Annotated in this window: 18 protein-coding genes; 9 read left to right on the forward strand and 9 right to left on the reverse strand. The window is 48.2% G+C overall.

The features are described from left to right. Positions 1–20 precede the first annotated feature (20 nt). The 6 genes from hda (at position 21) to EHS89_RS05760 (ending at position 4142) form a co-directional block, all read left to right on the forward strand. Positions 21–725: a DnaA regulatory inactivator Hda gene (gene hda, locus EHS89_RS05735; RefSeq protein ID WP_124925168.1), complete on the forward strand. Its 705-nt coding sequence runs from the start codon at positions 21–23 to the stop codon at positions 723–725. 27 nt (positions 726–752) lie between these two features. Next, on the forward strand, positions 753–1007 hold the full coding sequence (locus EHS89_RS05740) for an RNA-binding protein (protein ID WP_124925169.1): 255 nt from the start codon (positions 753–755) through the stop codon (positions 1005–1007). Continuing rightward, positions 1000–1689 carry a TIGR01621 family pseudouridine synthase gene (locus EHS89_RS05745; RefSeq protein ID WP_124925170.1) on the forward strand — a complete coding sequence of 230 codons (690 nt, stop codon included), beginning with the start codon at positions 1000–1002 and terminating at the stop codon, positions 1687–1689. The genes EHS89_RS05740 and EHS89_RS05745 overlap by 8 nt, the downstream gene beginning before the upstream one ends. A gap of 12 nt (positions 1690–1701) precedes the next feature. Further along, the gene (locus EHS89_RS05750; RefSeq protein ID WP_124925171.1) at positions 1702–1917 is read left to right on the forward strand and encodes a hypothetical protein; all 216 of its coding nucleotides are present in this window, start codon (positions 1702–1704) and stop codon (positions 1915–1917) included. A 5-nt stretch (positions 1918–1922) separates the two neighbouring features. Continuing rightward, on the forward strand, positions 1923–2723 hold the full coding sequence (tcdA, locus tag EHS89_RS05755) for a tRNA cyclic N6-threonylcarbamoyladenosine(37) synthase TcdA (protein WP_124925172.1): 801 nt from the start codon (positions 1923–1925) through the stop codon (positions 2721–2723). 111 nt (positions 2724–2834) lie between these two features. Then, on the forward strand, positions 2835–4142 hold the full coding sequence (locus EHS89_RS05760; RefSeq protein ID WP_124925173.1) for a sensor domain-containing diguanylate cyclase: 1308 nt from the start codon (positions 2835–2837) through the stop codon (positions 4140–4142). 32 nt (positions 4143–4174) lie between these two features. Here the strand turns inward: EHS89_RS05760 and EHS89_RS05765 are convergent, their stop codons facing one another. The 4 genes from EHS89_RS05765 to arsC all read right to left on the reverse strand — a co-directional run bounded on the left by EHS89_RS05765 (position 4175) and on the right by arsC (position 7258). Then, positions 4175–5848 carry a SufS family cysteine desulfurase gene (locus EHS89_RS05765; RefSeq protein ID WP_124925174.1) on the reverse strand — a complete coding sequence of 558 codons (1674 nt, stop codon included), beginning with the start codon at positions 5846–5848 and terminating at the stop codon, positions 4175–4177. A 64-nt stretch (positions 5849–5912) separates the two neighbouring features. Continuing rightward, complete coding sequence (locus EHS89_RS05770) at positions 5913–6308, reverse strand: DUF2069 domain-containing protein (protein ID WP_124925175.1); 396 nt, start codon at positions 6306–6308, stop codon at positions 5913–5915. A 2-nt stretch (positions 6309–6310) separates the two neighbouring features. Beyond that, on the reverse strand, positions 6311–6910 hold the full coding sequence (wrbA, locus tag EHS89_RS05775) for an NAD(P)H:quinone oxidoreductase (protein WP_124925176.1): 600 nt from the start codon (positions 6908–6910) through the stop codon (positions 6311–6313). Next, positions 6911–7258 (reverse strand): arsenate reductase (glutaredoxin), encoded by a 348-nt coding sequence (arsC, locus tag EHS89_RS05780; RefSeq protein ID WP_124925177.1) that lies wholly within the window; start codon positions 7256–7258, stop codon positions 6911–6913. A 419-nt stretch (positions 7259–7677) separates the two neighbouring features. Here arsC and EHS89_RS05785 point away from each other — a divergent pair, with 419 nt between their 5' ends. The 3 genes from EHS89_RS05785 (at position 7678) to EHS89_RS05795 (ending at position 9911) form a co-directional block, all read left to right on the forward strand. After that, the gene (locus EHS89_RS05785; protein WP_124925178.1) at positions 7678–8985 is read left to right on the forward strand and encodes a virulence factor BrkB family protein; all 1308 of its coding nucleotides are present in this window, start codon (positions 7678–7680) and stop codon (positions 8983–8985) included. Continuing rightward, complete coding sequence (locus tag EHS89_RS05790; protein WP_124925179.1) at positions 8986–9255, forward strand: acylphosphatase; 270 nt, start codon at positions 8986–8988, stop codon at positions 9253–9255. Between the two features lie 182 nt (positions 9256–9437). Further along, positions 9438–9911 (forward strand): hypothetical protein, encoded by a 474-nt coding sequence (locus EHS89_RS05795; protein ID WP_124925180.1) that lies wholly within the window; start codon positions 9438–9440, stop codon positions 9909–9911. Here the strand turns inward: EHS89_RS05795 and EHS89_RS05800 are convergent. The 5 genes from EHS89_RS05800 to EHS89_RS05820 form a co-directional block, all read right to left on the reverse strand. Further along, positions 9902–10474, reverse strand: coding sequence for a lytic transglycosylase domain-containing protein (locus EHS89_RS05800; RefSeq protein ID WP_170167421.1), 573 nt, complete (start codon positions 10472–10474; stop codon positions 9902–9904). The two genes, EHS89_RS05795 and EHS89_RS05800, sit on opposite strands and share 10 nt — an antisense overlap. 76 nt (positions 10475–10550) lie before the next feature. Then, entirely contained in the window at positions 10551–10859 is a 309-nt protein-coding gene (gene hmuQ, locus EHS89_RS05805) for a heme-degrading protein HmuQ (RefSeq protein ID WP_124925181.1), read from the reverse strand. Positions 10860–10936: 77 nt separating this feature from the next. After that, positions 10937–11662 (reverse strand): PhnD/SsuA/transferrin family substrate-binding protein, encoded by a 726-nt coding sequence (locus tag EHS89_RS05810; protein WP_170167422.1) that lies wholly within the window; start codon positions 11660–11662, stop codon positions 10937–10939. An 84-nt stretch (positions 11663–11746) separates the two neighbouring features. Then, positions 11747–13468: a proline--tRNA ligase gene (locus EHS89_RS05815; RefSeq protein WP_124925183.1), complete on the reverse strand. Its 1722-nt coding sequence runs from the start codon at positions 13466–13468 to the stop codon at positions 11747–11749. A 109-nt stretch (positions 13469–13577) separates the two neighbouring features. Continuing rightward, complete coding sequence (locus tag EHS89_RS05820) at positions 13578–15062, reverse strand: hypothetical protein (RefSeq protein WP_124925184.1); 1485 nt, start codon at positions 15060–15062, stop codon at positions 13578–13580. Between the last annotated feature and the right edge of the window lie 78 nt (positions 15063–15140).

Raw genomic sequence — 15140 nt, forward strand, 5'->3', positions numbered from 1 at the left:
AGAATACAGTATAAAAGTAGATGAGTAGTCCGGAACCCTTTCAGATTCCTCTGGGTATTACCCTGCGGGATGACGCCCGTTTTGAAAATTTCCTTAGCCAGGGAAACGAGCTGTTATGCAACACTCTTGGACAAGCGTCCCGGGGTGAGGGCGAGCAGTTTCTTTTTCTTTGGGGTAATCGCGACAGCGGTTGCTCGCACCTGTTGCAGGCTGTTTGTCATGCCTCTGATTCTGCCGGCCGTACCGCGGTATATCTGCCTTTAGATGAAGTGTTAGATATGGGGCCCGAGGTGCTGGACGGTATGGAGCATCTTGACCTTGTCTGTCTGGATAATCTGCACTTGATCGCGGGCAACAAAGTCTGGGAAGAGGGCTTGTTTCACTTCTTTAATCGTATCCGTGCTGAGAATAACCGTTTGTTGGTTTCGGCTGACCGGGCGCCACGTCAGTTGGGTGTTAATTTGCCGGATCTTGCTTCGCGTTTGAGTTGGGGTATGGTCTTTCAGGTTCATAATCTCGATGACGACGGTAAAGTGAAGGCTTTGCAAATGCGTGCTAACGGCCGTGGTTTTGAAATCACTGAAGAGGTTGCCCGCTTTTTGTTGCATCGTGCCAGCCGTAGTATGGCTGATCTGTTTGATCTGCTGGATCAGTTGGACTCAGCGTCCCTGAGCGCAAAGCGTAAAGTTACAATTCCCTTCGTTAAGCAAGTGCTTAATCTTTGATGCAATTTTTGCATTAGACTAATCAGTATGATGATTTTCCTTGCAGGATTGCCTGCTGAAGTGGCCGCTGAAGAGATAAAGCAGTTGTTGTCGCGCTATGTTGAGGTGGAAGCGCTGGAGCTTTTGCCCGGTGAACAGCCTGAACAGACCATCGCCACGTTAAAAGTAAGTATTTCAAATGCTGAGGCTCACTGGGTAACCAGACGATTGACCGGTTTGTACTGGCGTGGCCATACCCTGAGTGCTTATGTTTCGCTATTCTCTGGTAACAACGATGCCTGATTATCATTTGTTGGCTGAGACTGAAGATTACCTGGTAATAGATAAAGCCCCCGGCATTTCGGTGCATCGGGATCAGGCTGAAACAGGCCTGGTAACCCGGGTTGCCCGGGATCAGGGTGTTGAACAGCTGTTTTTAGTTCATCGTCTGGATAAAATGACCTCAGGGCTGATGTTGTTGGCTAAGTCCAGTGCTGTGGCTGCGCAATTGGCAGAACTGTTTCGTGAGCGTCGTATCGAGAAATATTACATCGCACTGTCTGACAATAAACCTTCGAAAAAACAAGGGTTAATAAAGGGCGATATGATGAAAGCGCGGCGGGGTAGCTGGAAGCTGAACAAAACGGCTGAGAATCCTGCGCTAACCCGATTCTTTAGTTGTGCGCCTGTGCCTGGTATACGTCTGTTTCTGGTTAAGCCGTTAACCGGTAAGACCCATCAGATCCGGGTTGCATTGAAAAGTATCGGTGCGGCGATCATCGGTGATGAGCGCTATCATGCTACAACAGAGGAGCTGGCTGACCGGGGCTATCTACATGCCTGGTGTTTGGCATTCGACTGGCGTGGAGAGCGAAAAGAGTATTGTTGTGAGCCTGTTTCGGGTGAGTTGTTTCAGCGGCCTGAGATACAGCAGCAGTTACAGAACTGGTATCCGCCGGGTAATGTCGCCTGGCCTAATTCATAGAGAAGAATATCTATGCAGGATGAACGTACTGAGCGGGATTTTACCGCCCGTAGTGAAGAAGATCAGCAGGCATTCATTGAGCAAACCTGGTGTGACCAGTGTCAACAGGAAAATCTGGGTATGAGTAACCCCCGTGAGTATCTGTTGAAAGGGATTGTGTTTATTGAAGGTGACTGCAACCGCTGCGGTGGTGTGGTATTAACTGAGCTTACTGAAGATGATTTTTAAGGCCTATGTCTGACTCTTTACAGCAACGTTTTGGTGGTACTCAGCGGCTTTATGGTACGGCGGCTGTTGAGTTATTTCAAAAAGCGAATATCTGCGTTGTCGGTATTGGTGGAGTTGGCTCCTGGGCGGCAGAAGCGCTGGCGCGATCTGCCATCGGTACTATCACGCTAATTGATCTTGATGATATCTGTATTACCAACACCAATCGACAGATCCATGCGATGGATGGCAATATCGGCCGCTCGAAAGTTGAAGTGATGGCAGAGAGGATTAAGCTTATCAATCCTGAGTGTCAGGTTGATGAGGTAGAAGATTTTATTACCCGGGATAATATCCCTGAGCTTATCGGTTCACAGTTTGATTATGTGATCGATTGTATTGATAGCGTAAATGAGAAAACCGCACTGATCGGTTTCTGTAAACGCTTTAAAATACCGATTATTACCGTTGGTGGTGCTGGTGGTCAGACTGATCCTACCCGAATAGAGATTATCGATCTGAGTAAAACTAAACATGATCCGCTGGCTGCCAGTGTACGTTCACAGTTGCGCCGTATTCATGGCTTTAGTAAGAGTGGTCGCCGCTTTCAGGTTGATTGTGTCTACTCAACCGAACAGTTGGTTTACCCTCAATCAGACGGTTCGGTATGCCAGATGAAGACCGTCAGTGATGGTAATACGCGGCTGGATTGTAGTGGTGGGTTTGGTGCATCAACCTGTGTTACAGCGACCTTTGGTTTTGTCGCTGTATCCCGGGTATTGCAGAAAATGCTCGAGCGGGCCGCCCGGGAAAAAACAAACAGTTAATATATTAAATTACCTAAAGTGGTGAACTGCTTTTCCTGAGCAGTTGATCTTTTCTTGTAGCACATTATTGTAATTCCTTTAACAATCGAAAATGGAAACTGGACTTCTGTTATGACGTCGGTTTTTTCGGAAGGATTCTATAAGGCTATCTTTGATGGCTGTAGCGATGCGATCTATGTTATAGATCCGCAGAGTTCGCGTATTCTGGATGGCAACACACGCGCCTGGCAGGATCTGGGCTTGTCGCGGGAGCAGTTACTCCAGCATTCGGTTGTTTCTCTACAGAATGATGTTGAGAATCTTGAGCACTGGCAACAGATTTCGGCTCAGATCCTGTTAAATGATTCTTTTACTTTTATCGGCCGGCATTGTCATCAGAATGGTGCTTTTTTTCCGGTTGAAGTCTATACCAGTGTCATCGAGTTAGATGGGCAGAAGGTGTTTATCTCGATCGCCCGTAATCTCGATCTGACACTGTCGCAGCGGGAAGAATTTCGCACTAGAGATGCCCGGCTAACCTATGCATTAAATGAAGCGGTAGATGGGCTCTGGGATTGGAATATAGCCTCCGGGGAGGTGTTTTTCTCGCCTCAGCTTAAGCGCATGCTTAAGTATCTGCCCCATGAGATGGAGCCTAGTGTCGAAACATGGGTTGAGTCCCTGCATGAAAATGACCGGGAGCGGGTGTTAAGGCTGATTGATGATCACCTCAGTGGCCGTATTGCGGCTTATGAAGCGGAATATCGGTTACGTAATCGTATGGGTGAATACATATGGGTACGTGATCGTGGGCGGGTCTGTGAGCGTGATGAGCAGGGAAAATCCACTCGGGTGGTGGGTATGCTCCATGATATAAGTCAGTCAAAGAAGCTTGAAGAAAAGTTACGGCAGCAGGCCAGCCATGATCACCTGACCGGGTTACTCAATCGGCGTGCCGGATATATCCATTTTAAAAAACAGCTGAGTTATGCGCAGCGCTATGAACAGCAGTTTACGCTTTGTCTGATTGATCTTGACCACTTTAAAAGTATCAATGATACCCATGGACACCTGGCCGGTGATATTGCCTTAAAACACTTCGTCAGCCTGTTGAGTGATTCTGTACGGCAGTCAGACACTCTGATGCGCTGGGGAGGAGAAGAGTTCTTACTCTTACTGCCAAAAACCGATGCTCAAAGTGCCAAGTTACTGATTGAACAGCTTAAGGACAAAGTTCAGGCTAGTCCTGTTAGTCTGGATGGACGTGAGTACAGTTATACCTTTAGTGCCGGGTTGGCCAGCTTTCCTGGGCATTCAATGGATATGGATGGCCTGATAAACAGTGCGGATGACGCGCTCTACAGTGCCAAGGCATCCGGACGTAATTTGGTAATGATCAGCTATAACTGCAGTGATATTGAGCAGGCAGAGTTATTTTAACTTCTCATTTAGTGTCAGTATTAAAATAAACGTTATTGTTTTGCTGCTTTTTGAATCGCATCCACGACCGCTTTAAGACCGTTACCACGGGAGGGGCTAAGGTGGCGGCTGAGTTGTAGTTGGTCAAAATAATTGTCGATATCGAATTCATCAATCTGTTGGGCGGATTTGCCGTTATAGGCAGCTAGCACCAACGCAATTAATCCCCGGATAACCCGGGCGTCTGAATCGGCCGCAAACCAGAGTGTGCCATCATCGGCACGGTGGATATGCAGCCAGGCGTTACTCTCGCATCCATTGATCAGTTGCTGATCCGATTTCATGGCGGATGTCAGGGCGGGTAATTGCTTGCCTAATTGCATGATTTCCCGATAGCGATCGTTCCAGCTGGTTAGCGGTGTAAGCTGAGCAAGAATCTCTTTAGCGTTAATCTCACGACCAAAGGGGGACTCTTCAAACAATGAATCCGGGGTAACCGTGTCTGCAGTGTGGAAGCTTCCGCCTGTGGCAATTAGTTGGAGTGCTTGGGCAAAACGTTCGACTTCTTCTAGGGTGTTGTAGAAGCAGAAAGAGGCGCGTACGGTTCCGGGTAGTTTAAGTTTTTCCATCAGCGGCATGGCGCAATGGTGGCCGGTACGGACTGCGATTCCCTGTTGATCCAGCATCAGGCCAACATCCTGTTGATGGTGGCTGTTAAGTTGAAATGAGAGTATAGAAGCACAGGCTGTCGGGCTTCCTATCCGGGTAAAGCCGGGAATGTCAGAGCAGAGCTCGATGGCCCGTTGCATTAAACGGCGCTCGTGGGCGGCCAGTTTTTTGCGATCAAGGCGGCTAAGAAAGCGGATCGCCTCAGCCAAGCCGATAGCACCACTTATATTGGGGGTGCCAGCTTCAAATTTAAACGGTAGCTCATTGTAGCTGGTGCCAGTGAATGAAACTTTACGGATCATCTCTCCGCCCGCTTGCCAGGGCGGCATCGCTTCAAGTAGGTCCTGACGGCCATAAAGTACACCGATGCCGGTAGGGGCAAAAAGCTTGTGGCCGGAAAACAGATAGAAGTCGCAACCCAGTCGTTGTACATCGACCTCAAGGTGCGACACTGCCTGGGCGCCATCGATAACGACCGTGGCTCCGAATTTCTTTGCTTGTCTGATTATTCCGGCCACCGGATTGATAGTGCCTAAGGTATTCGAAATATGGGTCAGGCTGACAATGCGGGTACGTTCGCTAAGTAGTTCGGTGTATTTTTCAAGATTGAGATCACCGTTTTCTTTAATGGGAATCACTTTAATAAGCGCGCCGGTCTGTTCTGCAACTATCTGCCAGGGCACAATATTGGCGTGATGTTCCAGCTCGGTCAGAATGATTTCATCGCCAGGCTGCAGTCGTGGGCGGGCAAAGCTCTGTGCGATAAGATTGATTCCCTCAGTGGTACCCCGGGTCCAGATTATCTCTTTTTCAGATGCCGCATTAATAAAACCTTTAACTTCAGCTCTCGCGTTCTCAAAGGCGGTGGTGGCCCGCTCGCTCAGTTGGTGTGCCCCACGATGTACATTGGCGTTGTCCTGTCGGTAAAAGTCTTCAACCGCACGAATAACCTGTTCAGGCTTCTGAGTGGTGGCCGCATTATCCAGATAGATCAGAGGTTGACCATTAATCTGTTGCTGTAATGCGGGAAAGGCTTTTCTGACAGAGCTGAGAGACACGGGATTTCCTGTAGTTAATAAAAGCTAAAGCGAGTCATGAATTGCAAATGGGTAGCACAGATCTCTACGAGTTGGCTTCAGGATTATTCTGAAGCTTGCTCAATTTGCTTTGCCAGCGGGCAAACATCATCGCACCAGTAAACAGGGCGGATACTAACAGGGCTTCAATTAATGCCAGGGTTGCATTGCTGTGGCTCGACATTGCAATAGTAACGGCATGCATAAAGTATACGGTTAACATAAAGCAGAGCCAGATGTGGCCGCGCAGGTGTTTTTTAATAATAACCGGATAAAACAAGGCTAAAGGCAGGCACTGAAAAGCCCAGATAACATAAGGGTTAGCGGTCTTTGGTGGTGCAATCAAAAGGTACCAGGCAGAAAGAAACAGTAACAGACCAAAATAACTGAATAGAGTAGTGGCGCGGCTAATCGCGACCTTAGTGATAAGTGTGTTCTGCATTACTATGAATCCTGCAATTGAAGAGCAAATCGGCCGAGTCGTTTTCCCTGGGCCAGACAGAGTTCCTGCTCGGTGCTGTCGATAGCTTGGTTGCCATCTTGTCCGGCTACATGGGTTGCGCCGTAAGGGGTGCCACCGGAGGTTGTTTTAATCAGGCCTGACTCGCTGTAAGGCAGACCGCAAATCAACATGCCGTGATGTAACAGAGGCAGCATCATGCTCAGCAGGGTGGTTTCCTGTCCGCCATGCAGGCTGGAGGTTGAACTGAATACCGCAGCAGGCTTATCAATCAGCGCACCACTAAGCCAGAGGCTACTTGTGGAATCGATAAAATATTTAAGCGGTGCAGCCATATTACCAAACCGGGTAGGGCTGCCTAAAGCGAGACCAGAGCACTTCGCCAGATCCTGCTCGCTGCAATAGAGGTCACCTTGTGTCGGGATGCTATCTTCAGTGGCTTCGCAAAGGGTAGAGATCGCTGGCACTGTACGTAGCCGGGCTTCTATGCCGCTGAGCTCGACGCCCCGGGCTATCTCTTCCGCCATGGCACGGGTAGCACCGTGGCGGCTATAGTAAAGCACTAATACATATGGGCTAGTCACTTACAGGATCTCTAAAACAGATTCTGGTGGACGACCGATACGTGCCTGTCCGTTAGTGATGACAATAGGTCGCTCTATCAAACGTGGAAACTCAACCATGAGACCGATAATTTGTTGATCAGTCAGGCTGGTATCAGCCAGATTGTTTTCTTTGTATTCCGCTTCGCCCTTGCGGAGCAAATCACGGGGAGTAATGCCCAGCTGCTGTACAACCGCAGATAGTTGCTCAGCATTTGGCGGGTTTTCCAGATACAGACGTACATCAGGGCTAACGTTATTTTCTTCAAGAATCGCCAGTGTAGCGCGAGACTTTGAACAGCGGGGGTTATGATATATTTCAACAGACATAGAACGGCTCCGTTTGGCTCAACAGATATGAAGTGCGTTATTGTATAGGGAACCTGCGAACAAGTCCTGCCCATACTCTGCAAGTCCTGAAGTCTGTAGATGCAAGGAGAAGTTCGCCTTTAATGGCCGTAGTCCTTAATCAGAGCTTCAACGAAGCAGGTGCGGGCTTCAGGGCTTGCCCTACGGGGCTTTCGGGAAAGCCCACACTCTTTGTCAGAACTTATGATAAGGTCGATACATTATTGCAAAATTCTTCCTTGATCGTGAGCTTTCCCGTAAGCCAGCCCCTCAAAAAGGGATGATAAGTGCCGGCAGGAATTATTCGAAGGTTCCAGGTTACTGGTCAAAAGTCTGGTGGGGTAATATATTGTGAAAGCAGCTAATAAGTTCTTTAATTTTATCTATATAGAGTCGTTCTGATGAACAAAGATCTATTGACCGGTCGCGGCATAAGAGGATTTCTTCTTTATCTTGGACGGCAGTTCGTTCATAACAAAGGGATTCTCAATGCCTCGGCTCTGACATACACGACGTTATTTGCCGTGGTCCCCCTGATGACGGTTAGCTATGCGATGCTGGCTGCGATCCCTTCATTTCAGGGTGCAGGGCCAGAGTTGCAGGGCTGGATTTTTGATAACTTTGTACCGGCGACCGGCGCTGTAGTGCAAGAGTATTTGAGTAGTTTTGCGTCCCAGGCGCGTAAATTAACGGCGGTAGGCCTGATCTTCCTGTTTGTCACCTCAATAATGATGATGAAGAATATCGAGGCGGCACTGAACCGTATCTGGCGCGTTAGTGAGCCCAGAAAAGGGATGTCCAGTTTTCTTCTGTACTGGGCTGTTCTTAGTCTGGGGCCTATTTTGATCGGTGTGGGTTTGTTGGTGACATCTTATATCGCCTCGATGTCACTCTTTACCAGTGCCACGGAACTGGTAGGACGTGCGCGCTTGTTGGCGATGTTGCCGCTGTTAATGTCGGCGGCTGCTTTTACATTGTTATATGCCGCAGTGCCAAACTGTAAAGTACCATTGCGCAATGCATTTGTTGGTGGGCTTGTGGTCGCGATACTGTTCGAAACCGCTAAACGTGCTTTTGCCCTCTTTGTTACGCAGTTTCCTTCATATGAGTTAATTTACGGTGCCTTTGCTGCAGTCCCACTGTTTCTGGCCTGGATTTTTATCTCCTGGATTATCATTTTGTTAGGGGCCGAGTTAACCCGGGCGTTAACTGTGTATCGGGATCATCGCCGTGGTGAGCATCTGTCTCATCTGCATACTCTGGTCGCGATTTTGAACCGCTTGTGGTTGGCGCAGAAGAGAGGCGATGCACTGCCTGACAGAGTATTGTTGCAGGATGTTGAAGGACTGGATCAGAATGAATGGGACACATATAGCCAGTTATTATTAGAATCGTCAGTGTTACGGCGCACCGATAGAGGTGAATATATTCTGGCCCGGAGTATGGAAAACTTTTCTCTGTATGAATTAAACCGGTTGCTGCCCTGGCCACTGCCTGAAGCGGCGGTAGCGCAAGCAATGACAGGCTGGCAACGGCAGCTGGATAACCGTCTTCAGCAATTAAGTGAGCATCGTAAGCAGTTATTAAGTGATAGTCTCGCACAGCTGTTTGTCGAGTCAGTAGTGACGGGTAGCGCTGACTCTGGTCCTGGTTCTTCCGGACAGGGCACAATTGATTCTTCGATGGCTAAACAGAAACAGGAGCGCTAAATGCAGTGTTTACATGCGTTTGTATCGGGCCGGGTGCAAGGGGTCTGGTTTCGTCAATCCACGGTGGATCAGGCAATAGCAAATGGCCTGACAGGTTGGACCCGTAATTTGCCTGATGGGCGTGTTGAGGTGATGGCTTGTGGTGATGAAGCCGGATTGCTGCTACTTGAGGCCTGGTTAAGCCTGGGACCAGAATTAGCCACCGTGGCTGAGGTTGAAAGTACCCGGGTTGAATCTGATGAGTGTTATTCAGGTTTTGACATTATCTGAATAAGCAGTGACAACAGGCCGGCTATGTAGCCGGTTTTTTTTGTGCTGTTTTTGTGTTGATTAATAGATAACCATTTTGGCTACCTGTGTAATGCAAAAGCTAGCCTGAATCAGAGATGTTGAACTATAATCACTGCGTTTTGTAGCCTGATAATCTGTATTTGCTCTCAGGAGAGTAAGAGATGGCCCGTACAACTAATTACATACTTAATTCGGAAGACCTTTCTTTTGCCCGTGAATTCGTCCTTAAACAGGTGCGAAAAGAGGGGGGCTTTGCTGAAGAAGAGGGTTTGAGTAACGCCTTTGATGATATGAGTGAGCTTGTAAATCAGTTGCGATCCCGGCGTCGGCCGGAGCAGAGCTCTTCAGAATTTGGTGATTGTTTACGGGTGTTTAACGAGCACCCCCGGCATCAGGGGATTGTTGGCAAATTACGCAATGCGATCCGTGTTCGGCGTTATAGAAAGACCCATGGTTCTCGCAGATCGACCGATAAAACAATTACTATTAGTCATGAGTCATGGGCGCTGCTAAAAACGGTCGTTAAGCATGGTCAGGCGCGAACACTGTCGGAGGCGATCCTGGCGCTTGATGTGCCTGAAGAGGTACAGCATAAGATGCGCGCTGAATTTAGCCGGTTGCGACTTCAGTCCTGATAACGGCGCTGATTGTGATAGATCTTTTCCGGATACCAGGTCTTTCCATAACTACCATTGTAGCGGGCCAGTGCTTCAGTCAGATCACCTTTCGAACGTCCAAGATAGTGTTTCAGGATGGTTGAGCCATATCGCAGATTAGTCTGAATATTGGTCAGATTATCATTTTCGCGTCCGATCTCCTTTTTCCAGAATGGCATAACCTGCATTAGTCCCTGGGCACCGACCACTGATACAGCAAAACGGTCGAACAGGCTTTCCGTATGGATAACGCCTAGCAGCAGCGAGACTGGAAGCTCGACCCGATTAGCTTCCGCGTGGACTGTCCTGAGTATTTCGATTCGTTCCAGATCATCTTTGACATAACGCTGAGTTCTGCCGGACATATCGGTCAGCCATACTTCAGCCGCAAACCTGTCTTCAAAGCTGTCGCTTTCAGAAAAAGCCTGCTTCAGTGCATCCCGTAGTGCCGGATCAACTTCCGCAGCGCTGACATTAACCGAAATACTAAAAAATAGTATTAATAGGAAAAGCGGTCTTTGCAGTGAGCTGAATCTGATCATTAAAGTGTCCGTTCTTGAAATGCCTGTGCTTAAATAAATACCGGTTGTTCAATATACATTATTAAAAAAGAGTACTTTAAAGTACTGCTTCAAAGCCTTCGAATGAAGGTGGGCCGATATAGATATCTTTACGGTTTTTACCGCCTGCGCTGGCGTGGGCCTTTTTAAATGCGTCAGAGGTTAGCCAGCCATCAAAAGAGGCCCGGTCTTGCCAGACAGCATGGGAAGACATTAGCGTATATTCTTCACCGGGCTCACCTTGTAACAGGTTAAATGAGATAAATCCGGCTACTTCATTCAGGTGGCTGTCGCGATTTTTCCAAATCTCGATAAACTCCTGTTCATGGCCTGGTTTAATTTTGAAGCGGTTCATTGCGATATACATACGAGTCTCTGCGCTTTAATAAGAGGGGCCTGTCTATTACTACTTATCATAAGAGACAGAGCAGGCTAGTGCCAGTATCAACCGCGCAGCATAGCAAGCATAGTTAATAATTTCTCTCGTTCGGGTCTGATCCAGGCCGGGATGTTTAATCCGAGTAATATCTGGCGACCCTTCGGGTCTTCTGACATCTGTAGCAATACGCGTAGAAGTGTTGGTGCTAGCGGTTTTATTGTTGGCGCAAACATCAGCACAGGAAAGGCTTTGGCAATATGACTACGTGCCAGGAGGTTAATACCTTCGCGGCTGAGTGGCGATAGCTGTTCAAGAAAATCATTGCTGAGTAGTGCGTACTGTAGTTCGCCGCTTTGCAAACCTCTCAGTAAGGCCATCATGCTGGATTTGGCGATGATAGTTGATGGACGGATCTGTTTTTTGTGCAACAGGGTTAGCCCGAGGCGATGGGCGAAGCTGCCTTTCACGCCACCTAATGATGCACTGTGGATGGCTGATAAGTTTTCTTTTGGTGCCGAAGGGCCTGCCACTATGACAGCCTCCTCGTAGCAGTTCACGGGCTGAGCAAAGGGTGTCATTTGATTATGATTAATAAGTCTGCAAATCTGGTCTGGAAAGGCGTAGGCGAGATCAGCGTTTTCGCTCAGGTCTTTATATTCTGAAATACTTGAGGCAATTAATGGTGTGACTGGTGTGTCGGTATGGCGACTGATATAGATAGCAAATTCATACCAGCGTTCTGCGTTTTGGGCGGTATCGTCAGAAGGGACCAGAAGTCGGACTTTATCCATAGTCGTTATTCTCTGTGATGTTTTTGAGTTAGTGCATTCCTTGCACTGCATACAAAAAAGCGGGCCATAGGCCCGCTTGATGTTTTACTTTTTGGCGGTTTTATTTATAAAACTTACCAGATCATCAATAGCGATTTCCTGTTTGTCAGCATCGCGACGACCTTTATACTCCAGTGCGCCGGCTTTGATGCCGCGGTCTGAAATTACAACGCGATGAGGAATGCCCATGAGTTCCATATCGGCCATTTTCACGCCAGGGCTAACCTTTGGACGATCATCCAGAATAACTTCGTAACCCGCTTCCGTCAGCTCTGCGTAAAGCTTATCAGCCTGTTCACGAACTTCCTCTGATTTTTCATATTTCAGAGCAACCAGTGCGATACTGAATGGTGCAATGGCTTCCGGCCAGATAATGCCCCGGTCGTCGTAATTCTGTTCTATGGCAGCAGCAACGACACGGGTAACACCGATACCATAACAGCCCATATCCATGACGACGGCTTTGCCATTCTCATCCAGAACTTTTGCATTCAGTGCAGTAGAGTACTTATTTCCCAGTTGGAAAATATGGCCTACTTCGATACCGCGTTTGATGCTGAGTTTGCCGTTACCGCATGGGCTTGGATCGCCCTCTACAACGTTGCGGATATCAGCCGTCTCAGGGAGTGGCAGATCACGTTCCCAGTTGATACCAAAATAGTGCTTGCCTTCAATGTTAGCGCCGGCACCAAAGTCTGACATCTGTGCAACAGAACGATCGACAATGCATGGGATTGGCAGATTTACCGGACCCAGTGAGCCAGGGCCTGCGCCAATCAATGCTTTGATTGCGTCTTCTTCAGCCATCTCTAGTGGTGCTGCAACCAGAAGGTGCTTCTCAGCTTTGATCTCATTCAGATCGTGATCGCCGCGTACTAACAACGCAACGAAATCCGCTTCGCACTCTTCTGAGGCTTTCACGAACAGCGTCTTAATGGTTTTTTCGATAGGCAGGTCGTGCTGTTCAACCAGCTGAGCGATGGTCTTAGCGTTAGGTGTATCAACCAGTGTCATTTCAGCGGTAGGGGCTGCTCGCTCAGCGGCAGGCGCCAGAGCTTCGGCCATCTCAACGTTAGCAGCGTAATCACTGCTATCAGAGAAGGCGATATCATCTTCACCGGATGACGCCAGTACGTGGAACTCATGAGACGAGTTACCACCAATGGAGCCGGTATCTGCCAGTACCGGACGATAATCCAGGCCGATACGATCAAAAATATTACAGTAGGTCTGATGCATCAAATCATAAGTCTGCTGCAGGGACTCTTTATTACTGTGGAATGAATAGGCATCTTTCATGATGAATTCTCGGGAACGCATGATGCCGAAGCGTGGACGTACTTCATCCCGGAATTTGGTTTGAATCTGATAGAAGTTAGCCGGCAGTTGTTTATAGCTCTGGATCTCGTTGCGTACCAGATCAGTAATAACTTCTTCATGGGTCGGGCCAACACAAAAGGCGCGATTATGGCGGTCATTCAGGCGTAGCAGTTCAGGACCATACTGTTCCCAGCGACCAGATTCCTGCCACAGCTCAGATGGTTGAATGGCCGGCATGAGTACTTCCTGAGCGCCGGATTTATCCATCTCTTCACGCACAATGCGTTCAACTTTGCGCAGTGTGCGCAGGCCTGCCGGTAGCCAGTTGTACAGGCCGGCTGCAACCTTACGGACCATACCGGAACGCAGCATTAGCTGGTGGCTGATAACTTCAGCATCGGATGGAGTTTCTTTCAACGTAGCAATCAGAAATTGGCTGGCGCGCATAGGATAAACCTGATCTCAGATAGATAATAATAAAGCCCGGTATTGTAGGGGGGCAGCGGCGCTTGAACAAGAGTTTCGGTTAATGAAAGGTATAAATAGGGTGGCAGATCTACAATTTGCGCATGCCTACACCAAGTTTTTCCAGTATCAGAGGGTCATCGAAGTGAAGTTTGCCGATGAAATTAATCGCGTGGTCGCCAGGGCGTCTGAGTGTTCCCGGGCTTTTTATACCCATGGGCCAATACAGCCATCGTTCGTCCCGTTGTGAGCCTGCGACATATCCGAGCTTATTGAATACGGCTTTGCGCTGGTCTGAGTGAGAGGCGTCAGTTGTCTTTGATTTCGGTAGGGAAAGGGGGAGGCTAAGCAGTTGCTCAAAAGGTAGTGCTGTGTAGTGACTGACTTTGGTTGCTACAGTTCTCTCAGCAGGGGAGGCTGCGATAAGCAGGTGAGTGTCCGTTTGCAGATATAGCGCCATACGATTACTGAATTGGCTGCGCAAGACTAACGTGGGTTCGTTAAACCAACCGGTACGAGGTATGTAGGGTTGGTCTGGTTCAAGTACCAGGGTGTACCAGCAGCCACATAAGTGAATGCTGTCATAGGCGATAATCTGGTTATTCAGTGTAAGGTGAATGCGGAAAATGACAGCATCATGCTGACCGGCTAGAAGGTCAGGCCAGCCATCTGAAGGGCGTTCGGTGAACCAGGTCAGGTAGTTTAACTGCAATACAGGCTGGTCATTAAAAATACCCAGTGAAACATAGTTGTAACTGACAGGCTGCTTTACATTTACTTTTAGTTGTTGCTTATGCCAAAAGGGCTGGCCGGGAATATTAGCGGCTGTTTCTGAAGCGATCATCCAGGTGGGAGCATAACGATTAAGCAGTTTGTTTTGTTGTAGTGATGTGAGTACCGGCAAGCCAAGACTATCTAAGGGAAACTTGTCGTTCGTGTATGCCCGGGTTTTAGTTGATGGTTGGTAGGCGCTCCAGTTTTTGTCTGCTTCCCCTGACCAAAGCTGCATTATCTGTTGTTGTTCTTGCACAACGCCGTAACGAAAGGGTATCGACATCAGTGGATAAAGGCCTATAACGCGCGCTGTGTCAGAATAATCATCATCCTGTTTTAGTTGTCGTAGCCAGCTTATTGTTTGGCCTGGATTCACAAGAAGTAGTTGGCTTAACTGAGCGTTGCACTCTTGGATGAAACGTTGTGGATCAACAATTTTGTAGTCGGTCAGCCAGCGGGATCGCTTAACCTGGGGCAAGTTCTTACTTTCATTGATCAGTCCGTGGCTCGCCAGATCAGACATACGTACTAACAAGCTGTTTAAGTTAGACTCGTTGAGCGATCTATGCTGAATAAAGTGTTGCAGTAGGCGGTTACTACGCAGCCAGGGGGTGTTGTTAATTTTAACGCCAATTAAAGTGCCGCTATGGTGCACAGTCATCGTTTCAAGGTGGTTGATCGCTTGCTGGCAGCGGAAAATAACAGGATTTTGCTTAGTTTGAGGTGATATCAGAGGTTTGAGCGGCTGCGAGCAACCGAACAAAAGCAGTATTGATAGGAAAATACATAGTCGTTGTAACATAATGCTGCCTGAAGCAAAAAGTGGAACTCATTCTCTTGCTGAGTCATATCAGACAATATTTAGCTTAACACTCTTTCC

Source organism: Amphritea balenae, assembly GCF_003858655.1.
GTDB lineage: Bacteria > Pseudomonadota > Gammaproteobacteria > Pseudomonadales > Balneatricaceae > Amphritea > Amphritea balenae.